The organism is Streptomyces bugieae (assembly GCF_036352915.1).
Lineage (GTDB): Bacteria > Actinomycetota > Actinomycetes > Streptomycetales > Streptomycetaceae > Streptomyces > Streptomyces endophytica.
This window is the reverse complement of sequence record NZ_JAZBJP010000041.1, coordinates 19,449-39,294: the sequence shown is the minus strand read 5'-3', so window position 1 is coordinate 39,294 and position 19,846 is coordinate 19,449. Positions and strand designations below refer to the sequence as shown.

The window sequence follows — 19,846 nt, the reverse complement described above, 5'->3', positions numbered from 1 at the left end:
CGTGTCAGCAGGGCACCCGGAAGCCGCCGGGGGCGCGCTGGCCCTCGGCGCCGCCGGTCCGCGCGGTGCGCAGTGCCGCCTCGGGACGCGGCACCACGCTGCCGTCCTGGAGCAGTTGCTGGCGCGGGGTGACGGTGCCGGTGCGGGCGCCGCGTACGGCGGCGTTCTTGACCGCGACGCGGTTGAGCGGGGCGGGCACCAGCCGCTTCCGGGTCCGTACGAAGGCGATGAAGCTCTCGAAGTCGCGGGTGTGCCGGACGGGGGCGGTGAAGCCGGTGAAGGCGCTGAAGCCGTCCTGGTTGATGAGGGTGTAGGAAGGCGCGGCGAGGCGGTAGCTGCGCCTGAGGTCGAGGGCGGTGCCGTCGATGAGGACCTCGGCGGGGTCCACCCGGCGGCCGACCTTGCCGGCGGCGTCGAAGGTGTAGCGGACGTTGGCGGAGACGGCGAGGGGGGAGAAGCCGAGGCCGCCGCCGGCGGTCGGCGCCCACTGTTCCTCCAGGGCGTCGTGGATCTGCCGGCCGGTGACGGTGACGGTGACGATCGGGTCGCCGAAGCCGACCGCGTTCCAGGCCTGGGCGAAGGTGACGGTGCCCGCCGACTCCTCGTCACGGATCAGGTCCCCGGCGATGACCGCCTGGCCGACGCGCGGGGCGACCGCGATGACGGCGAGGTCGGCGGGGGTGTCGGGGTGCTCGGCGGGGTCGGCCGTCGGGCCCGGTGGCTGCCGGCCCGCCCACAGGGCCCAGTCGGCGACGAGGTTGCCCATGGTCGACTCCCCCAGCGCGTTGCGGCGCCGGGTGAAGGAGGCGGTCTGGGTGCCGATCTTGGTGCGGGCCCGCCGGCTGCCGTAGCCGGCCCAGTAGGAGGCGATCGACCGCAGCTCCGGATCGGGTGCCACGTCGCGGGTGTTGGGGTGGTTGACGGAGGTGGTCAGGTCCCGGACGACCGCCCCGGTGTCCGGGTCGAGGCGCAGATTGATCTCGTTGATGATCTGGCCGTAGCAGCCGGCCTCGACGAAGGGGCGGGGCTCGCCGTCGGGGTCGGGCAGCATTATGGTGAAGGCGCAGTGCCAGTGGCCGGTGACGATGGCGTCGATGTCCGGCGAGGCGCGCAGCGCCAGTTCGTAGGCGGGTCCGGAGGGGTTCTTGCCGCTGGAGAAGTCGCTGCCGGCCACCGCGCCGTCGTGCATGCTCAGCACGATCGCGTTGACGCCGCGTGACTTCAGCTCGGCGGCGCAGCGGTTGGCGGTCTCCAGCTCGTCCAGGGTGCGCAGGCCGGGCTGGTAGGAGCCGGGGAAGGACTCGGTGCCGATGGCGGTGAGGTGGATGAAGCCGATCGGCAGCCGGCGGCCGCCGCCGGCGTCCACGTGCACGATGTTGTACGGCGGCAGGACGCGTTCGCCGGTGGCGTTCCACACCATGTTGGCGCTGTAGTACGGGAAGTCCGCGCCCCGGAAGCGGCGTCCGGTGGAGTCCTTGAAGTCGTCGTCGCGGCCGGCGACCGGGAAGGCGTCGCCGTCCTCCATGTGCGAGGTCAGGAAGCGCGCGGACTTGTCGAACTCGTGGTTCCCGGCGGAGGCGAAGTCCAGGCCCATGGCGTTGAGCGCCTCGATGGTGGGCTCGTCGGCGAAGGCGGCCGCGTCGAACTCCCAGCCGGAGAAGAGGTCGCCGGGAGCGAAGAAGAGGGAGTTGGAGCGGCCGTCGCGCAGCCGCTCCAGGTGGGCGGCCATGTAGGCGACGCCGCCCACGGTGTAGGTCTTCCCGCCGGCGCCGGTGATGACGGAGTGGGCGCCCGGGGCGCCCTGGAGATAGCCGTGCAGGTCGGTGATGTTGAGGAGCTGGACGTCGACGTATTCGTCGGCGGTGGCCGCGTCGCGGGCGTGGCCGGTGGCGTAGGCATTGCTTCCGATGGCGCTCGCGGTGGCCAGGGCCCCCGCGGCGGTGAAGAAGGACCGTCGTCCGATGTCGCGCACTGCGTCACTCTCCTGAGCGGGCCGTCCGTAGGGGGACGACCGGAGAGTCAAACGAGCCGCGCCTGACGGCCGGTCACCAGCGCGCGTACCGGGCGTGAACGGGCGGGGACAGTCGCCCCCAGGGCGTGTCCCGTGGATCATCGCGGGTGCGGGGCGGAGTGATCCACAGGACACGCCCTGGGGCGGGGGTGCGACCGCCGTCCGGCGGAGTGGGCAGGCCGGGTGGCGGGGCTACCGGTTGTCGGCGAGTTCCTGGCCGCGGAGCAGGAACCAGGCGGCGACCGCGGCGGCGAGCAGCACGCCGGAGCCGACCGCGGCCGCCGCGTCCACGCCGTCCACGAAGGAGTGCTGAGCCGCCCTCATCAGGACCGCGCCCTGGTGGGAGGGGAGCTGGACGGCGGTCTCGACGGCGCCGCCGAGCGATTCGCGGGCCGCGCCGACGGCGTGCTCGGGGATGCCGGCCGGGGCGGGGAAGCCGCGGTAGATGCTGGTGACGATGGAGCCGAGCAGGGCGATGCCGAGCGCGGCGCCCAGTTCGTAGGCGGTCTCGGAGACCGCGGAGGCGGCGCCGGCCTCCTCCTTGGGCACGCTGGAGAGGATCACGTCGGCGGTCACGGTGAAGGAGAAGCCTGCGCCGACACCGACGACGAAGAGGATGACGCACATCGCGGCGGTGCCGGTGTCACCGTGCAGGGTGGTGCAGCCGGCCAGCGCGATTCCGACCATGGCCAGGCCGCCGGCCACCACGATCCGTACGGACAGCTTGCGGGCGACCCAGCCGGCGGCGAGCCCGGCGCCCACCGCGCCGACCGCGGCCGGGAGTTCGACCAGGCCGGCGTTGAGCGGCGAGCGCAGCTGCACCATCTGGAGGAACTGGGAGAGGAAGAAGACCAGTCCGGACAGGCCGAGGATGGTCAGCAGGTCGGCGAGGACGGCCCCGGAGAAGCCCCGGTGGTGGAAGAGCTTCATGTTGAGCAGCGGGGATTCCAGGGTGAGCTGCCGGCGGACGAACACCACCAGGGCGAGGATGCCGAGGACGGCGGTCACCGCGACGTCCCAGCGGTAGCCGTCCACCGCGGCTTCCTTGACGGCGTAGACCACGCCGACGATGCCCACGAGGGTCAGCAGCACGCTGGGGATGTCCCAGGGGCCGGGGTCGGGGTTGCGGGACTCGGGGATCACCTTGGCGCCGACCACGACCAGCAGCAGCATCACCGGCAGGTTGATGAGGAAGACCGAGCCCCACCAGAAGTGGCCCAGCAGGAAGCCGCCGAGAACCGGGCCGACGGCCATGCCGGCCGAGGCCATCGCGCCCCAGATGCCGATGGCCAGGCTGCGTTCCCTGGGGTCGTGGAAGAGGTTGCGGATCAGCGCGAGGGTGGCCGGCATCAGAGTGGCGCCGGCGACGCCCTGCAGCGCCCGGGCGGCGATCATCATCTCCGGGCTGGTGGCGTAGGCGGCGAGCACCGACATCGCGCCGAACGCGACCGAGCCCGTCAGCAGCAGCTTCTTGCGGCCGATGCGGTCGCCGAGGCTGCCCATGGAGACCAGCAGTCCGGCGATGACGAAGGAGTAGATGTCACCGATCCACAGCAGTTGGGTGCCGGACGGGCGGAGGTCCTCGCTGAGGAAGGGGGTGGCGAGGCCGAGGACCGTGGCGTCGACGCCGACCAGCAGGACGGCCAGCACCAGGACGGCCAGCGCGAGCCAGCGTCCCGGGCGGGGCTGGTCGTCCACATGGGCCGAACCGGCCCGGCCTGACGCTATGGTCTCGGTCATTTCTCCATGCTCCGTCGGATGCCACCGAGCAGCAGCTCGGCGATCGAGTGGGTGAGGTCGTTGCGGGCGACCCGTCCTTCGTGGACGGCCCAGGCGCCGGCACCGATCAGGCCGTAGAACGCCTCGGTGAACCAGGCGGCGCTCAGGTCGAGGCGGAAGTCGCCGTCCTCCTGGCCGCGCCGGAAGAGGGCGGTGATGCGGGCGTCGAGTTCCGCCCAGCCGGCGTTGATCTCGCCGTCCTCGAAGAGCTGGTTCTCGGTGAAGAGGAAGGCGAGGACGGCGGCGACCGGTTCGGCCTCCCGGATCAGCCGGCGCAGCGCGGCGGGGGCGTCGCCCTGGTCGAGCCGGGCGGTGTCCATCGCCTGCGCGAACCGGGCGATCCCGTGTTCTTCGAGGGCTCTGATCAGGGCGTCCCGTCCGGCGAAGTGCCGGTGCAGGGTGGCGCGGCTGATGCCGGCGGCCCGGGCGATCTCGTCCATCGACGTCGACGCCCGGCGCGTCAGCAGCGCGGCGGCTTCCTTGAGTACCCGTTCACGATCCACGGCCATGAGACATAGGATAGCCGAATGAGACATTGGCGTCTCACACGAGACACATTCCGCGTACACCGACGGCCCGCACCCGGGGTCTTCTCCGGGTACGGGCCGTCGGTACGGGTTCGTCGGTACGGGTCCGTCGGTGCCTACCGCGGCTGCTTGGCCGCCGCCCACTCCTGCTGCCGCACCAGGTCGGCGCGCAGCTCGGCGAGCTGGACCGCCACCGCCGAGGGCGCGGTGCCGCCGCGGCCGCTGCGCGCGGCGAGCGCGCCGGGGACGTTGAGCACCTCGCGGACCTCGGGCGTCAGATGCGGCGAGATCTTGGCGAACTGCTCGTCGGTGAGCTGGTCCAGCTCGATGCCGTGCGCCTCGCACTCCTTGACGCACTCGCCGGCGACCTCGTGCGCCACCCGGAACGGCACGCCCTGCTTGACCAGCCACTCGGCGATGTCGGTGGCCAGCGAGAACCCGGCCGGGGCCAGCTCCTCCATCCGCTCGCGGTGGACGGTCAGGGTGGCCATCATGCCGGTGAACGCCGGGAGCAGCACCTCCAGTTGGTCGCAGGAGTCGAAGACCGGCTCCTTGTCCTCCTGGAGGTCGCGGTTGTAGGCGAGCGGCAGCGCCTTGAGCGTCGCCATCAGGCCGGTCAGGTTGCCGATGAGGCGGCCCGACTTGCCGCGCGCCAGCTCCGCGATGTCCGGGTTCTTCTTCTGCGGCATGATCGACGAGCCGGTGGAGAAGGCGTCGTGGAGGGTGACGAAGGAGAACTCCTTCGTGTTCCAGATGATGATCTCCTCCGCGATCCGCGAGAGGTTCACCCCGATCATCGCGGTGATGAAGGCGAATTCGGCGACGAAGTCGCGGGAGGCGGTGCCGTCGATGGAGTTGCCGGCGCTGCCGTGCTCGAAGCCGAGGTCCTGGGCCACCGCCTCCGGGTCGAGCCCGAGGGACGAACCGGCCAGCGCACCCGAGCCGTACGGCGAGACGGCGGTCCGCTCGTCCCACTGCCGCAGCCGCTCGGCGTCCCGGGACAGCGACTGCACATGCGCCAGCACGTGGTGCGCGAACAGCACCGGCTGGGCGTGCTGCAGATGCGTACGGCCCGGCATCGCCACGTCCGGGTGGGCCTCGGCCAGGCCGATCAGCGCCTCCTGGAGATCGGCGATCAGCCCGCCGATGATCCGGGCGTGGTCGCGCAGGTACATCCGGAAGAGGGTGGCGACCTGGTCGTTGCGGGACCGGCCGGCCCGCAGCTTGCCGCCGAGGTCCGGGCCGAGCCGCTCCAGCAGCCCGCGCTCCAGGGCGGTGTGCACGTCCTCGTCGGCGATGGTGCCGGTGAACGAGCCGTCGGCGACGTCCGCCTCCAGCCGGTCGAGCCCGTCGATCATCCGGGCCAGCTCGTCCTCGGTGAGCAGCCCGGCCTTGTGCAGGACCCGGGCGTGCGCACGGGACCCGGCGATGTCGTAGGGCGCGAGGCGCCAGTCGAAGTGGACGGACGCCGACAGCTGGGCCAGGGCCTCGGCGGGACCGTCGGCGAACCGGCCGCCCCAGAGCCGGACGTCACCGCTGTTGCTGCTCACTGCTGCTCCTCGCAAGGGATGGGATGGTGCGGCCGCCTCCCCACCGCTGGGCGGGGAGGCGGCCGTCGTACGAAGTGTCGTCAGGCCAACGAGCCGGGCTCGGGCCGGGTCGCGGCGGGCTACGCCCGCAGTTGACGCCGTGCCGCGAGCTTGCTCGACATGCCGAAGATCTCGATGAAGCCCTTCGAGAGCGACTGGTCGAAGGTGTCGCCGGTGTCGTACGTCGCCAGGTTGAAGTCGTACAGCGACTGGCCGGACTTCCGGCCGGTGACCACGGCGCGGCCGCCGTGCAGCGTCATCCGGATCTCACCGGACACGAACTGGTTGGCCTCGTCGATGAAGCCGTCCAGCGCCCGCTTCAGCGGCGAGAACCACAGGCCGTCGTAGACCAGCTCGCCCCAGCGCTGCTCGACCTGCCGCTTGTAGCGGGCGAGTTCGCGCTCGACGGTGACGTTCTCCAGCTCCTGGTGGGCGGTGATCAGCGCGATCGCGCCGGGCGCCTCGTACACCTCGCGGGACTTGATGCCGACGAGGCGGTCCTCGACCATGTCGATCCGGCCGATGCCCTGGGCGCCGGCCCGCAGGTTGAGCTCCTGGATGGCCTGCAGGACGGTGACCGGCCGGCCGTCGAGGGCGACCGGCACGCCCTCGTGGAAGGTGATGACGACCTCGTCGGCCTCGCGCGGGGTGGCCGGGTTCTGGGTGTACTCGTAGACGTCCTCGATGGGCGCGTTCCAGATGTCCTCCAGGAAGCCGGTCTCCACGGCCCGCCCGAAGACGTTCTGGTCGATGGAGTACGGCGACTTCTTGGTGGTGGCGATCGGGAGGTCCTTCTCCTCGCAGAAGGCGATCGCCTTGTCCCGGGTCATGGCGTAGTCCCGGACCGGGGCGATGCACTTCAGGTCGGGGGCGAGGGAGGAGATGCCGGTCTCGAAGCGGACCTGGTCGTTGCCCTTGCCGGTGCAGCCGTGGGCGACGGTGGTGGCGCCGTGCTTCTTGGCGGCGGCCACCAGGTGCCGGACGATCGCCGGCCGGGAGAGCGCCGAGACCAGCGGGTACCGGTCCATGTACAGCGCGTTGGCCTTGATCGCCGGGAGGCAGTACTCGTCGGCGAACTCCTCCCTGGCGTCCGCGATCTCGGCCTCGACCGCGCCGCAGGAGAGCGCCCGCTTGCGGATGACGTCCAGGTCCTCGCCGCCCTGACCGACGTCCACGGCGACGGCGATGACCTCGGCGCCCGTCTCCTCGGCGATCCAGCCGATGCAGACGGAGGTGTCCAGGCCGCCCGAGTAGGCGAGTACGACGCGCTCGGTCACGGGTCTCTCCTTACGTGCATTCCTCGATAGGCATAAGTATGCACTCCACCGTATGTTTCGTCAATGAACCGGGAAATGCCCAGGTCAGCGACGCCAGGTCAGTGACGGGACGGATGGATCGACACACCTCGCACCCCCTCAGAGCCCCTTCTCCAGCACCTCGGCCAGCACGGCGACATGGCTGAGCGGCACCTCTTTCGTCGCCGTCAGCAGCGTCAGCGGGCCCTGGCCGGCGAGCTCCCGCAGCCGCTCCAGCGCCTCCCCGGCCGCCTCCTCCTGCGCCAGCTCCGCGCGGTACCGCTCGGCGAAGCGCTCGAACCGCTCCTCCTCGTGCCCGTACCAGCGCCGCAGCTCCGCGGAGGGCGCCACCTGCTTGCACCACTCCGTCAGCCGCGCGTCCTCCTTGGACAGCCCGCGCGGCCACAGCCGGTCCACCAGCACCCGCGCCCCGTCCGCCTTCTCGACCGGCTCGTACACCCGCCGCATCCGGATCCCCGCACCGTCGGATATTTCACCCATATCCCCATCGAAGCACGGAAGCCACCGCCCCGCCGTGAGACCGGGAAGCACCCCTCGGGGACCCCGCTTTGGATTCACGGCGCGGGACAGGGTATTTTTCTTCTGCACGCCCCGGCCGGGACTCCACCGGCCGGCCGCAGCACCGGGACGTGGCGCAGCTTGGTAGCGCACTTGACTGGGGGTCAAGGGGTCGCAGGTTCAAATCCTGTCGTCCCGACGGTGCAAAGGGCCCGAAAGGCCCGGATGAAGGCCCTGCCGCACTTCGGTGCGGCAGGGCCTTCTGCGTTCCCGCGGGCCGGGCCCGGCACCCTCCGGTGGCGTAGCGCGGCGTGCCGGGGCGGCGGCCTCGGCGGGGACCCGGACACGGTACGAACAGGCGCAGGCGTGGACGGCGACGCCGGCCGGTGTGGTGCTGGTCAGCCAGAGCACCCCGCAGCAGCCGCTGCTGCTCTTCAACGCGGTCGGCTGGAATTTTCGCGCGGACCGCTACGACGGCACGCCGGTCCTCCGGCGGGCCAGCGGCTGCTACGTGCTCTCGCCGGTGTGAGGCGGGCGGTTCAGCGGGCCTTCTGGGCCAGACGGAGCAGGTGGTCGGCGAGGGCCTGGCCGCCGAGGGGGTCGCGGCTGATGAGCATCAGGGTGTCGTCGCCGGCGATGGTGCCGAGGATGTCGTGCAGCTCGGCCTGGTCGATGGCGGAGGCCAGGAACTGGGCGGCGCCGGGCGGGGTGCGCAGGACGACGAGGTTGGCGGACGCCTCGGCGGAGATGAGGAGTTCGCCGGAGAGGCGGCGCATCCGCTCCTCCTTGGCGGACTCGCCCAGCGGGGCGCGCGGCTTGCGGTCGCCGCCCTCGCTGGGCACCGCGTAGATCAGCTCGCCACCGGTGTTGCGGATCTTCACCGCACCCAGTTCGTCCAGGTCGCGGGAGAGCGTCGCCTGGGTGACGGACAGGCCGTCGTCGGCGAGCAGCTTCGCGAGCTGGCTCTGGGAGCGGACCGGCAGCCGGTTGAGGATGTCCACGATCCGGCGGTGGCGGGCGGTGCGGGTCTGCGGCACGGCCTGGCCGCCGTTGTACACCTCGTTGTCCTGCGGCTCGCTCATCGGTCTCGTCAGTCTCCGGATCGTTGTTCCCCGTCGGCCCCTTGGCGGACCGTGTTGAGGACGGCGGGGAGCCTCCGCAGGAACGTGTCCGCCTCGTCGTCGGAGACGATCAGCGGCGGGGCGAGCCGGATGACGTCCGGCGCGACCGCGTTCACCAGGAGACCCGCGTCCTGAGCCGCCTGCTGCACACGCGGCGCGAGCGGCTCCGCCAAGACGATACCGAGGAGCAGGCCCGCGCCGCGGACCTGGATGACCATTGGGTCGCCCAGCGCCTCGATCCCGTCCCGCAGCCGCTCGCCGACGCGCTTGACGTTCGCGAGCACGCCGTCCGCCTCGATGGTGTCGAGGACGGCGAGGGCGCCGGCGCAGACGACCGGGTTGCCGCTGAACGTCGAGCCGTGCGAACCGGGGGTGAGCAGGCCGGCGGCGGGGCCGAAGGCGAGGGTGGCGCCGATCGGCAGGCCGCCGCCGAGGCCCTTGGCGAGGGTGATGACGTCCGCCTCGACGCCCTGCGCCTGGGACTCCAGCCAGTGGCCGGTCCGGCCGATGCCGGTCTGGATCTCGTCCAGGACGAGCAGGGTGCCGGTGGCGGCGGTGATCTCCCGGGCGGCGCGGAGGTAGCCGGGCGGCGGCACGACCACGCCGTTCTCCCCCTGGATCGGCTCCAGGACGACCAGGGCGGTGTCGGTGGTGACGGCGGCCCGGAGCGCCTCCACGTCCCCGTACGGGACGTAGCTGACGTCGCCGGGGAGCGGGGCGAACGGGGCCTGCTTGGCGGGCTGGCCGGTGAGCGCGAGGGCGCCCATGGTGCGGCCGTGGAAACCGCCTTCGGTGGCGACCATGTGGGTGCGACCGGTCAGCCGGCCGATCTTGAAGGCGGCTTCGTTGGCCTCGGCGCCGGAGTTGGAGAAGTAGACCCGGCCGGGGCGCCCGCCGGCCAGCGCGAGCAGCCGCTCGGCGAGCGCCACGGTGGGCTCGGCGACGAAGAAGTTCGAGACGTGGCCGAGGGTGGCGACCTGGTCGGAGACCGCGCGGACCACGGCGGGGTGGGCGTGCCCGAGGGCGTTGACCGCGATGCCGCCGAGGAAGTCGAGGTACTCCTTGCCGTCGGCGTCCCACACCTTGGCGCCCTCGCCGCGGACGAGGGGGACGCGCGGGGTGCCGAAGTTGTCCATCATGGCGCCCTGCCAGCGCCGGGTGAGGCCCTCGTTGGTCACCGGCCCCTGATCGTGTGCCTCCTGGCTCATGACTCCCCCTCGGTTTCCGCGTCCGGCACGACCATCGTGCCGATTCCTTCGTCGGTGAAGATCTCCAGCAGGATCGAGTGCTGGACCCGGCCGTCGATGACCCGGGCGGTGTGGACGCCGTTGCGCACGGCGTACAGGCAGCCCTGCATCTTCGGGACCATGCCGCTGGCCAGGTCGGGCAGCAGCTTCTCCAGCTGGGTGGCGGTCAGCCGCGAGATCACCTCGTCGCTGTTCGGCCAGTCCTCGTAGAGGCCCTCGACGTCGGTGAGCACCATCAGCGTCTCGGCGCCGAGGGCGGCGGCCAGGGCGGCCGCGGCGGTGTCGGCGTTGACGTTGAAGACGCCGGATTGGTCGCCGTCATCGCTGCTGCGGGCGATGGAGGAGATGACCGGGATCCGGCCGTCGTCCAGCAGCGCCTGGACCGCTCCGGGGTCGATGTCGGTGATCTCGCCGACCCGGCCGATGTCCACCCGCTCGCCGTCGATGTCGGCGTAGTGCTTGGTGGCGGTCATCAGATGGGCGTCCTCGCCGGTCATGCCGACGGCGAGCGGGCCGTGCTCGTTGAGCAGCCCGACCAGCTCGCGCTGGACCTGGCCGGCCAGCACCATCCGGACCACGTTCATCGCCTCGGGCGTGGTGACCCGCAGGCCGCCCTTGAACTCCGACGGCAGGCCCAGCAGGTCCAGATGGGCGCTGATCTGCGGGCCGCCGCCGTGCACGACGACCGGGCGCAGTCCGGCGTGCCGGAGGAAGACCACGTCCTGCGCGAAGGCGCGCTTGAGCTCCTCGTCGACCATCGCGTTGCCGCCGAACTTGATGACGACGGTCTTGCCGTGGTGGCGGGTCAGCCAGGGCAGCGCCTCGATGAGCGTGCGGGCCTTGGGCAGCGCGGTGTGCTTGCGGGTGGTGGTCATGACGAGTACGCGCTGTTCTCGTGGACGTAGTCGGCGGTGAGGTCGTTGGTCCAGATGACCGCGGACTCGGTGCCGGCGGCGAGGTCGGCGGTGATCCGCACCTCCCGGTAGCGCATGTCGACCTGGTCGCGGTCCTCCCCCACCGAGCCGTTCTTGCAGACCCAGACGCCGTTGATGGCGACGTTCAGCTGGTCCGGCTCGAAGGCCGCTGAGGTGGTGCCGATGGCGGAGAGCACCCGGCCCCAGTTCGGGTCCTCGCCGTGGATGGCGCACTTGAGGAGGTTGTTGCGGGCGATGGAGCGGCCGACCTCGACGGCGTCCGCCTCGCTCGCCGCGTTGATCACCTCGACCTTGATGTCCTTGCTGGCGCCCTCGGCGTCCCGGATGAGCTGCTGGCCCAGGTCGTCGCAGACGGTCCGTACGGCCTGCGCGAACTCCGGGTATTCCGGCGCGACCCGTGAGGCGCCGGAGGCGAGCAGCAGCACGGTGTCGTTGGTGGACATGCAGCCGTCGGAGTCGACCCGGTCGAAGGTGACCTCGGTGGCGTCCCGCAGGGCCCGGTCCAGGACGTCGGCGTCGAGGTCGGCGTCCGTGGTGAGCACGACGAGCATGGTGGCGAGGCCCGGCGCGAGCATGCCGGCGCCCTTGGCCATGCCGCCGACGGTCCAGCCGTCGCCCTCGTACACGGAGGTCTTGTGCACGGTGTCGGTGGTCTTGATGGCGATGGCGGCCTTCTCGCCGCCGTGCTCGGAGAGCTGCGCGGCGGCGGTCCCGATGCCCGGGAGCAGCTTGTCCATGGGGAGCAGGACGCCGATCAGCCCGGTGGACGCGACGGCCACCTCGCCCGCGTTCAGGCCGAGGACCTCGGCGGCCTTCTCGGCGGTGGCGTGGGTGTCCTGGAAGCCCTTCGGGCCGGTGCAGGCGTTGGCCCCGCCGGAGTTGAGGACGACGGCGGAGACCGTACCGCCCTTGAGGACCTGCTCGGACCAGAGGACGGGGGCGGCCTTGACGCGGTTGGAGGTGAAGACGCCCGCGGCGGCCTGGCGGGGCCCGTTGTTGACCACGAGGGCCAGGTCCGGGTTCCCGCTGTCCTTGATCCCGGCGGCGATACCCGCCGCCGTGAACCCCTTGGCTGCCGTCACACTCACGGCGCGACTCCGATCGTCGAAAGTCCCGTGGTCTCGTCGAGACCGAGGGCGATGTTCATGGATTGAATGGCACCGCCGGCGGTGCCCTTGGTGAGGTTGTCGATGGCGCTGATCACGATGATGCGGCCGGCGGCCTCGTCGTGCGCGACCTGGATCTGCACGGCGTTGGAGCCGTGGACGGCGGCGGTCGACGGCCACTGTCCCTCGGGCAGCAGATGGACGAACGGCTCGTCGGCGAGCGCCTTCTCGTACGCGGCCCGTACGGTCTCGGCGGTGACCCCGTCACGGGACTTCGCGCTGCACGTGGCGAGGATGCCGCGCGGCATGGGCGCGAGGGTGGGCGTGAAGGAGACCGAGACCCGCTCCCCGGCGACCGCGCTGAGGTTCTGGATCATCTCGGGGGTGTGCCGGTGGCCGCCGCCGACGCCGTACGGGGACATCGAGCCCATGACCTCCGAGCCGAGCAGGTGCGGCTTGGGGGCCTTGCCGGCGCCGGAGGTGCCGGAGGCGGCGACGATCACGGCCTCGTTCTCGGCGAGCCCCGCGGCGTACGCCGGGAAGAGGGCCAGCGAGACGGCCGTCGGGTAGCAACCGGGCACCGCGATGCGCTTGGACCCCGTGAGCGCGGCGCGGGCACCCGGCAGTTCGGGGAGCCCGTAGGGCCAGGTCCCGGCGTGCTCGCTGCCGTAGAACTGCTGCCAGTCGCCGGCGTCCGCGAGCCGGAAGTCGGCGCCCATGTCGACGACGAGGACGTCCGGGCCGAGCTGCTCGGCGACGGCCGCGGACTGGCCGTGCGGCAGCGCCAGGAAGACGACGTCGTGGCCGGCGAGGACCTCGGGGGTGGTCGTGGCGAGGACGCGGTCGGCCAGCGGGAACAGGTGGGGCTGGAGAGCGCCCAGGCGCTGCCCGGCGTTCGAGTTGGCCGTCAGCGCGCCGATCTCCACCTCGGGGTGGGCGAGCAGCAGACGCAGGACTTCACCGCCCGCGTATCCGCTCGCACCGGCCACTGCCGCTCGTACCGTCATGGACCCTCCTCGTCGATGGCATGACTATACGGACTGCAACAGTTTTATGCAATGCCGTTTCCGTGTCCGCGCCGGTACCGGGCCCTTCGCCCTGCCGCACGTGCGGCCGCCGCCCCGTCCTGCGGGGCGGCGGCGGGCCGCGGCTGTCCCCGGCGGCCGGGTGGTGCCGCGGCTCAGGCGGGCTGCGGCATCTCGTTCTTCAGGGAGGCCCGGATCTGTTCCCGCAGCTCGGGGCTGTCGGTGTGGCCGTGGACGGACATCGCGTGCTCGGTGGCTGCGCGCACCACTTCCTCCTCCTCGCCGGAGATCACGAGGGAGCAGTTCATCTCGCTCGGGTAGTCGCGGCAGTCGATCTTCTTGCGCATGGCGCACCTCCTCCCTTCCAGTGTCGGCGGGCGCCCGGGGCCCGCCGTATACGGCGAATCCCGTATGGCGCGCGCGGGGGCGGGGCTGGTGGAGTGGAAGACGATCTGGTGGCCGCATCGAGGCGACGGGAGGTGCGGGACGTGGCGACTTCGACCTCCGCCGGCGCCCCCTCCGGCGCCGTGGACCAGGAGCGGGTGCAGCGGTTCCTGGAGAAGGTGATCGCCGACGGCGGGGCCGCGGTGGCCGGGCTGTGCACCTCGCTCGGCGACCGGCTGGGCCTGTACACGGCCATGGCCGGCGCCGGTCCGCTCACCTCCGCCCGGCTCGCCGCCCGCACCGGCCTGATCGAGCGCTACGTCCGCGAATGGCTCGACGCCCAGGTGGCCGGCGAGTACGTCACCTACACCCCGGGGACGGACACCTACCAGCTGCCCGACGAGCACGCCGCCGTCCTGGCGGACCCGGACCGGAGCACGTACGCCGCCGGGTTCTTCACCATGCTGCAGGCCGTGTACGCCACCGAGGACAGCCTGATGGAGGCCTTCCGCACCGGCGAGGGCGTCGGCTGGGAGGAGCACAGCCCGGCGCTGTTCGCCGGCACCGCGAAGTTCTTCCGCCCCGGCTACACGGCCGCGCTGGTTCCGGAGTGGCTGACCGCGCTGGACGGCGTGGTGGAGAAGCTGGAGCGCGGTGCGCGGGTCGCCGACATCGGATGCGGCTACGGCTACTCCACGACGCTGATGGCCCGGGCCTTCCCCCGGTCGTACTTCCGGGGCTTCGACTTCCACCGCCCGTCCGTCGAGGCCGCCCGCGGCATCGCGGCCGAGCGGGGACTGGCCGACCGGGTCAGCTTCGACGTCGCCACCGCACAGGACTTCCCGGGCGAGGGCTTCGACCTGATCACGTTCTTCGACTGCCTGCACGACATCGGCGACCCGGGCGGCGCGCTGCGGCACGCCGAGCACGCGCTGGCCGACGGCGGCACCTGCATGATCGTCGAACCGAACGCCTCGGCCAACGCCCAGGAGAACACCAACCCCGTCGGCCGGGCGCTGACCGCCGCCTCGGTCGCCGTCTGCCTGCCGTCCGCGCTGGCCCAGCACGGACCGCAGGCGCTGGGGAACCACGCGGGTGAGGAGGCGATGCGGCGGATCGCCGACGACGCCGGACTCCACCACTGGCGGCTCGCCGCCGAGAGCCCGGTCAACCGCGTCTATGCCGTCGGGCGTTAACCGCGCCTGACGCGCCCGGCCGGTCTTCCCCCGGCCGGCCGGGTGGCACCCCGGGGGCCGGGCGGACCTGCCTTGACGGGCCCCGGCCCCCTCGGCACGCTGGAAACATGACCCCGGCCGCGGAGGTCGGCCTGCGACGGATCCTCGCCGTCGTGGACCTCCTGATGGATGCCGTCATCGATGCCGTCGACGAGGAAACCCTCGTTCCGGTGCTGCTGCCGCTGCTGCTCGGGGCGGTCCCCGGCGACAGCATCGTCTGGTCGCCGCACGCCGGGACCACGGAGCGTCCGCTCACCGTCCCCGCCGGGCTGCTGAGCCAGGACATCCGCGACGCCTTCGACCGCGAGGCAGCCGCCGACTCCCTCGTGCTGCACACCACCGTCGGCCCCGGCACGCCGATGCGCCGCTCGACCCTGCAGACCCGCCGCGAGTTCCACGCGCTGGCCGCCTACCCGGACGTGTACCGGCCGCTCGGCGCCGAACAGCAGCTCGCGATGTCGTTCCCGGCCGGCCGCGCCGACGAGCCGCCGCGCAAGGTGTGCGTGGTGATCAGCCGGGACGGCAGCGACTTCTCCGACGACGACGTGGCCACCGCCGCGCTGCTGCGCAGCCGGCTCACCCGGGTCCTCACCCGGCTCGCCCCGGCGGGGCCCGCCCCGCCGCCGGTCACCCGCCGGGAGTCCGCCGTACTCACCCTGCTGGCCCGGGGCCTGACGAACCAGCAGATCGCGCACCGGCTGGCGATCAGTCCGCGCACGGTCGACAAGCACCTGGAGCACGTCTACGCGAAGCTGCGGGTCGGCAGCCGTGTCGAGGCGGCGAACGCCTGGCTGACGCGGGACGCGGCGGCGGTACGGCCGGTCCGGTAGCGGCCCCGCCCGTCCGCCCCTGTCGTCGTCAGTCGTCCAGCCGGTCCGGGTCGGCGGCCACCGACTCCCAGAACTCCGCGTGGGCCCGCTCGTGCAGCACCCCGAGGCGCAGCAGCCGGGCCCGGGAGCGCTGCCGGGAGCCCTCGGCCGGATCGAGGGCCGCGCGCAGCGACGCGTAGTGGGCGAGCCATCCGCGGTGCCGTTCGGCCTGCCGGGTGGCCAGCGCGACGATGTCCGCGGCGGCCCCGAGATCGGCGAAGAACAGCTTCAGCTGGGCCGGATCGCGGGTCTCCGCCTCGGGGGTGTCGGGGTCGGCCAGCCAGCGTTCCAGGGCGGCGCGGCCCTCCGGCGTGAGGTGGAAGATCCGCCGGCGGCGGCCCGCCGTCTCGGTCTCCTCGCGCAGCAGACCGGCCCCCGCCAGCTCCGCCGGGATGCGGTACAGCTGCGCATGCAGGATCGGCCAGAAGGGCTGGATGTCGTCCTCGACACGGGACTTGAGCTCGTACGGCGTCATCGCGCCGTGCCGGGCGATCAGACCGAGCACGACGTATCTCGCCGGGCTGTACTCCGCCATCCTCCGCCGCCTCCCACTCACCTTGACACCCTCTCATTGAGACCATACCTTCCCTCTCACCGAGACCATCTCAATGAGATGATGGAATCTCGCAGCGCCCACGCCATGTCACACAGGAACGGGGAACCCATGCCCAGCCGCAGCACCACGACCGCCGTCCGTCCGCACCCCGAACTGGCCGAAACCCTCGACCGGTTGGCGCCGCGACCCGCCGACCCGTACGCCGACATCGACGCGGTCCGCAGCGGCTTCCGGCAGCTCATGGCACCGCTGATGCCGGCCCACGACCCGCGGGTGACCGTGCGGGAGCTGACCGTCCCGGGGCCGGACGGCAACTCCCTCGACGTACAGGTGCTGCGCCCCGCCGGGGCCGAGGGGGTACTGCCCGGCGTCCTCTACCTGCACGGCGGCGGCTTCGCGTACGGGGAGCTGGACGGGCCCAGCCCGATGGCGCGCAACGCCTGTGCCGCGGCGGGGGCGGTGGTGGTCAACGTCCACTACCGGCTGGCCCCCGAGCACCGCTACCCGGCCGGGGTCGAGGACTGCTACGCCACGCTGGAGTGGATGGCCGCGGCGGCCGACGAACTCGGCATCGACCGCGGGCGGATCGCCGTCACCGGCGCCTCCGCGGGCGGCAATCTGAGTGCCGCCGTCTGCCTGATGGCCCGCGATCGCCAGGGGCCGCGGATCGCCTTCCAGTGCCTGCTGATCCCCTGCCTGGACGACCGCGACCGGACCGCCTCCCGGCGGCGGATCGGCGACCCGCGCATCATCAACGGCCTGGGCATCGCGCGCACCTGGGACACCTACCTCGGCCCCGGCCGCGGCCCCGACACCCCCGCCTACGCCGCCCCCGCCCGGGCCACCGACCTCGCCGGACTGCCGCCCGCGTACGTCCTGACCTGCGGCCTCGACCCGCTCCGCGACGAGGGCCTGGAGTACGCCCGGCGCCTCATGGAGGCGGACGTACCGGTCGAGGTCAAGGATGTCCCCGGCGCCTGGCACTTCTTCGAGGCCTACGCCCCGGAATCCGACCTGGCCCGCCGCACCACCGACCACTGGCTGACCGCGCTGCGCACCGCCCTCACCTGACGGGACGGACTCGCCGGCGGCCCGGTGGCCGCCGGCCCGCCGGGGCTCAGTGGGGAACGGAGCGCCGGCGGTAGGTCACCTTGTTGTCCTGGACCCGGGTGACCTCGACGGTCAGCTGGCGGTCCCGGCCGATCGGGAAGTGCGCCGTACAGCGCACCGCGGCGGACCGCACCGGCCGCAGGTCGCCCGAGCAGTGCACCGCGTCCGGGCCGCTGCGGAACGGCAGGGTGAGCTGCCCGCTGAGGGTGCGGGCGATCTCGGAGCGCGGGACGGTGTGGGTGCCGTCGTCGACCTCGCTGGTCGCGTCCCGGCCGTACAGCTGCGGCACGACGAGCACGAGGAGGGCGGCGCCGGCCGCGAGGAGGGCGGTGAGCAGGCCGAGGAGCAGCCCGCGGCGGGGCGGCGGCTGACCGGTCACCGCCGTCAGCCCCGGGCCCGGCGGGCCCGCCGGCGGTGCACGCCGGCTCCCCAGCCGGCCGCGCCGAGCAGCGCCAGGCCGCCGAGCACCGCCGCCGTCCGGTCGCCGTCGCGGCCGGCCGCCCCGCCGAGACCGGTGCGCGAGCCGCCCTGCGGGAGGTACCGGCCGGAGTCATCAAAGAGCGCGGAGTCGTCGGGCCCGGACTGCTCGGAGAGCCCGGAGTCGTCGGGCCCGGACCGCTCGGAGAGCACGTCGTCCGCCTGGGCGCCGTCGTCGGGGGCCGGGCCGCCGGAGAAGGCTCCGGTGCCGTCGGAGACCGGGGTGGCCAGGAGCGCGCCGTCCGTGACGGTCAGGGTGCCGGTGGCGGTCTTCGCCGCCTTGCCTCCGCCGCCGTCCTCCTCCCGGGCGCCGGCCGCCCCGTACACCGCATGGTGCTGCCGGGTGGCCGTTTTGCCGCCGCAGACGACGGTGACCCGGTACGTGCCCGGGGCGACACCCTGCGGCAGCACCGCGGTGGCGCCCGCCTGGCCCGCCACGGCGGACAGCCGCAGGACCGGGAGGGCGGGGCTGTCGAAGCGGGCCTCGGCGGGCCCACCCGCGCAGATGCCGCCGTCGTACACCGAGAAGGCCCCGCCGGGCGCCACCCGCTCGGGCTGGACGGTCACCGCACCGGAGGCGTCCGGCGCGAGCCCGGAGGCCGCCTTGGACGCGGCGCCGCTCACCGCCTCGCCCGCCGCGTCGGTGGCGGCGTCCGCACCGTCCCCGTCACCGAAGAGCAGGACGGACACCGCCAGACCACCGGCCGCCAGCGCATAGAGAGGAATGTGGCTTATGTGCATACCCCACAGAGAAGCGCCCCGCCCGGCGGCCCGCACCTCGATGAACACCTCGGCCGCCGCCCATGACCGGGGCCAACGCCCCGGCCGGCACCGTTCGCGCAGGTCACACCGGGTGTCCATGCCCCGGACAGCGGAACTCGCGGGCTGGGCTTTCCGGGTGGTGACGGTCCGTGACGGGGAGTGAGGGGGTGGGGTCCGGTGTCGCCGCCTCTACGCCTCCAGCCGGAGGTCCCATTTGCCGGAGCGGCCGGCGAGGGTGACCACCGACAGCGGCTGGACGTCGATCCGCCAGTACGCGTGCGGCGGCGCCTGGAGGGCGTAGACCAGGGCGGCCCGGACCACGCCGGGTTCGGCGACCGCGAGCAGCCCGGCGGCGTCCTCGACCGGGCGGGTGTCCAGCCAGCCTCCGACCCGGGTGATGAAGGCCAGCAGCGACTCCCCGCCGTGCGGGGCCGAGCGGGGGTCGGCCAGCCAGGTCTCGACCGCGGCGGGCTCGGCGGCCGCGACCTCCCCCAGCGTGCGGCCGCGCCAGCGCCCCATGTCGCAGTCGCGCAGCGCCGGTTGGGGCAGCGGGCGCAGGCCCAGCCCCTCCCCGGTCTCCCGGCAGCGCGCGGACGGCGAGCAGTAGCGCAGCTCGGCGGCGGCGAGCCGGCACAGCACGGGCGCGGCCCGCTCGACCTCCTGCCAGCCCACCGCGTCGAGCGGGCGGTCGTCGTCGAACTGCGTCGCGAGCAGCGCGGAACTGCGGGCCGCGGCCAGCAGCGAGAGTCGAACGCTCATTCGCCGATGGTAAGAGGAGGACCGGCCGGCGGGACCTCGCTTGCGCAGATCCTGAGCGGCCCGCCTCAGATTCCGAGCGGTCCCGGGTCGATCAGCCCGAGGGTCATCCACTGCTCGGGCGCCACCAGTGGCCGGAAGCCGACCTTCTCGTAGACGCCGTGGGCGTCCTTGGTGGCGAGCGTGAGCCGGTTCAGCCCGCTGGGCGCCAGGTGGTCGGCTATGGCCTCGACCAGGGCCGTGCCCAGCCCCTTGCCGCGGTCGTCCCGGCAGACGTAGACGTCGCAGAGCCAGGCGAAGGTGGCGTGATCGGTCACGACCCGGGCGTACGCCACCTGGCGGCCGGAACCGGACGCGTACAGCCCGAAGTTGAGCGAGCCCGCGACGGCGCGGTCGTGCAGGGCCCGCGGCCGGTCCAGCGCCCAGTAGGCGTCGGTGGCGAGCCAGGTGTGGACCAGGTCGGCGTCCAGGCGGGCCGGGTCGGTGGAGATCTCGTAGCCGTCGAGGGCGTGCGCGTTCATCCCGGGAGATTCCCAGAAGGAC

At 72.9% G+C, this 19,846-nt stretch carries 21 protein-coding genes and 1 tRNA gene; 5 read left to right on the top strand and 17 right to left on the bottom strand.

The genetic code is table 11. The features are described 5' to 3' along the window. Positions 1 to 4 precede the first annotated feature (4 nt). From V2J85_RS35590 to V2J85_RS35565, 6 genes are all read right to left on the bottom strand, one after another. On the bottom strand, positions 5 to 1,972 hold the full coding sequence (locus tag V2J85_RS35590) for a bifunctional metallophosphatase/5'-nucleotidase (protein WP_330823845.1): 1,968 nt from the start codon (positions 1,970 to 1,972) through the stop codon (positions 5 to 7). Between the two features lie 231 nt (positions 1,973 to 2,203). Beyond that, positions 2,204 to 3,751: an MFS transporter gene (locus tag V2J85_RS35585; RefSeq protein ID WP_261952505.1), complete on the bottom strand. Its 1,548-nt coding sequence runs from the start codon at positions 3,749 to 3,751 to the stop codon at positions 2,204 to 2,206. Continuing rightward, positions 3,748 to 4,299 (bottom strand): TetR/AcrR family transcriptional regulator, encoded by a 552-nt coding sequence (locus V2J85_RS35580; protein ID WP_261952504.1) that lies wholly within the window; start codon positions 4,297 to 4,299, stop codon positions 3,748 to 3,750. The genes V2J85_RS35585 and V2J85_RS35580 overlap by 4 nt, the downstream gene beginning before the upstream one ends. A gap of 134 nt (positions 4,300 to 4,433) precedes the next feature. After that, the gene (argH, locus tag V2J85_RS35575; RefSeq protein ID WP_330823844.1) at positions 4,434 to 5,867 is read right to left on the bottom strand and encodes an argininosuccinate lyase; all 1,434 of its coding nucleotides are present in this window, start codon (positions 5,865 to 5,867) and stop codon (positions 4,434 to 4,436) included. Between the two features lie 119 nt (positions 5,868 to 5,986). Beyond that, positions 5,987 to 7,183: an argininosuccinate synthase gene (locus V2J85_RS35570; protein WP_261952502.1), complete on the bottom strand. Its 1,197-nt coding sequence runs from the start codon at positions 7,181 to 7,183 to the stop codon at positions 5,987 to 5,989. 138 nt (positions 7,184 to 7,321) lie between these two features. Next, positions 7,322 to 7,702 (bottom strand): DUF488 domain-containing protein, encoded by a 381-nt coding sequence (locus V2J85_RS35565; protein WP_261952501.1) that lies wholly within the window; start codon positions 7,700 to 7,702, stop codon positions 7,322 to 7,324. 143 nt (positions 7,703 to 7,845) lie between these two features. Between V2J85_RS35565 and V2J85_RS35560 the strand changes: the two genes are divergently transcribed. Continuing rightward, a tRNA-Pro gene (locus V2J85_RS35560) sits at positions 7,846 to 7,919 on the top strand. A 189-nt stretch (positions 7,920 to 8,108) separates the two neighbouring features. After that, the gene (locus tag V2J85_RS35555; protein WP_261952500.1) at positions 8,109 to 8,249 is read left to right on the top strand and encodes a hypothetical protein; all 141 of its coding nucleotides are present in this window, start codon (positions 8,109 to 8,111) and stop codon (positions 8,247 to 8,249) included. Between the two features lie 10 nt (positions 8,250 to 8,259). Here V2J85_RS35555 and V2J85_RS35550 read toward each other — a convergent pair whose 3' ends face one another. From V2J85_RS35550 to V2J85_RS35525, 6 genes are all read right to left on the bottom strand, one after another. Then, a complete protein-coding gene (locus V2J85_RS35550) occupies positions 8,260 to 8,802 on the bottom strand; it encodes an arginine repressor (protein ID WP_261952499.1) in 543 nt (180 codons plus the stop codon). Between the two features lie 8 nt (positions 8,803 to 8,810). Continuing rightward, complete coding sequence (locus V2J85_RS35545; protein ID WP_261952498.1) at positions 8,811 to 10,049, bottom strand: acetylornithine transaminase; 1,239 nt, start codon at positions 10,047 to 10,049, stop codon at positions 8,811 to 8,813. Next, complete coding sequence (gene argB / locus V2J85_RS35540; RefSeq protein ID WP_261952497.1) at positions 10,046 to 10,963, bottom strand: acetylglutamate kinase; 918 nt, start codon at positions 10,961 to 10,963, stop codon at positions 10,046 to 10,048. Before argB ends, V2J85_RS35545 begins: the two co-directional genes overlap by 4 nt. Beyond that, positions 10,960 to 12,111 (bottom strand): bifunctional glutamate N-acetyltransferase/amino-acid acetyltransferase ArgJ, encoded by a 1,152-nt coding sequence (argJ, locus tag V2J85_RS35535; protein WP_330823842.1) that lies wholly within the window; start codon positions 12,109 to 12,111, stop codon positions 10,960 to 10,962. The genes argB and argJ overlap by 4 nt, the downstream gene beginning before the upstream one ends. Beyond that, positions 12,108 to 13,136, bottom strand: coding sequence for an N-acetyl-gamma-glutamyl-phosphate reductase (argC, locus tag V2J85_RS35530; RefSeq protein WP_330823841.1), 1,029 nt, complete (start codon positions 13,134 to 13,136; stop codon positions 12,108 to 12,110). The genes argJ and argC overlap by 4 nt, the downstream gene beginning before the upstream one ends. A gap of 173 nt (positions 13,137 to 13,309) precedes the next feature. Next, positions 13,310 to 13,501, bottom strand: a complete 192-nt coding sequence (locus V2J85_RS35525; protein ID WP_261952494.1) for a DUF1059 domain-containing protein — start codon at positions 13,499 to 13,501, stop codon at positions 13,310 to 13,312. 141 nt (positions 13,502 to 13,642) lie between these two features. On the opposite strand from V2J85_RS35525, the gene V2J85_RS35520 reads away from it, so the two are divergent. Next, a complete protein-coding gene (locus tag V2J85_RS35520) occupies positions 13,643 to 14,734 on the top strand; it encodes a class I SAM-dependent methyltransferase (protein WP_261952493.1) in 1,092 nt (363 codons plus the stop codon). Positions 14,735 to 14,841: 107 nt separating this feature from the next. Further along, positions 14,842 to 15,603, top strand: coding sequence for a helix-turn-helix transcriptional regulator (locus V2J85_RS35515; protein ID WP_261952492.1), 762 nt, complete (start codon positions 14,842 to 14,844; stop codon positions 15,601 to 15,603). Positions 15,604 to 15,631: 28 nt separating this feature from the next. On the opposite strand, the gene V2J85_RS35510 is transcribed toward V2J85_RS35515, so the two are convergent. After that, a complete protein-coding gene (locus V2J85_RS35510) occupies positions 15,632 to 16,177 on the bottom strand; it encodes a PadR family transcriptional regulator (RefSeq protein ID WP_330823840.1) in 546 nt (181 codons plus the stop codon). A gap of 129 nt (positions 16,178 to 16,306) precedes the next feature. On the opposite strand from V2J85_RS35510, the gene V2J85_RS35505 reads away from it, so the two are divergent. After that, positions 16,307 to 17,269, top strand: a complete 963-nt coding sequence (locus tag V2J85_RS35505; protein ID WP_330823839.1) for an alpha/beta hydrolase — start codon at positions 16,307 to 16,309, stop codon at positions 17,267 to 17,269. A 46-nt stretch (positions 17,270 to 17,315) separates the two neighbouring features. On the opposite strand, the gene V2J85_RS35500 is transcribed toward V2J85_RS35505, so the two are convergent. The 4 genes from V2J85_RS35500 to V2J85_RS35485 all read right to left on the bottom strand — a co-directional run bounded on the left by V2J85_RS35500 (position 17,316) and on the right by V2J85_RS35485 (position 19,824). Further along, positions 17,316 to 17,687 carry a DUF4333 domain-containing protein gene (locus V2J85_RS35500; protein ID WP_261952489.1) on the bottom strand — a complete coding sequence of 124 codons (372 nt, stop codon included), beginning with the start codon at positions 17,685 to 17,687 and terminating at the stop codon, positions 17,316 to 17,318. Between the two features lie 5 nt (positions 17,688 to 17,692). Continuing rightward, the gene (locus tag V2J85_RS35495; protein ID WP_330823838.1) at positions 17,693 to 18,526 is read right to left on the bottom strand and encodes a hypothetical protein; all 834 of its coding nucleotides are present in this window, start codon (positions 18,524 to 18,526) and stop codon (positions 17,693 to 17,695) included. 210 nt (positions 18,527 to 18,736) lie between these two features. Further along, complete coding sequence (locus V2J85_RS35490) at positions 18,737 to 19,306, bottom strand: histidine phosphatase family protein (protein WP_201802525.1); 570 nt, start codon at positions 19,304 to 19,306, stop codon at positions 18,737 to 18,739. A gap of 65 nt (positions 19,307 to 19,371) precedes the next feature. Next, entirely contained in the window at positions 19,372 to 19,824 is a 453-nt protein-coding gene (locus V2J85_RS35485; RefSeq protein WP_261952487.1) for a GNAT family N-acetyltransferase, read from the bottom strand. Positions 19,825 to 19,846: the final 22 nt, after the last annotated feature.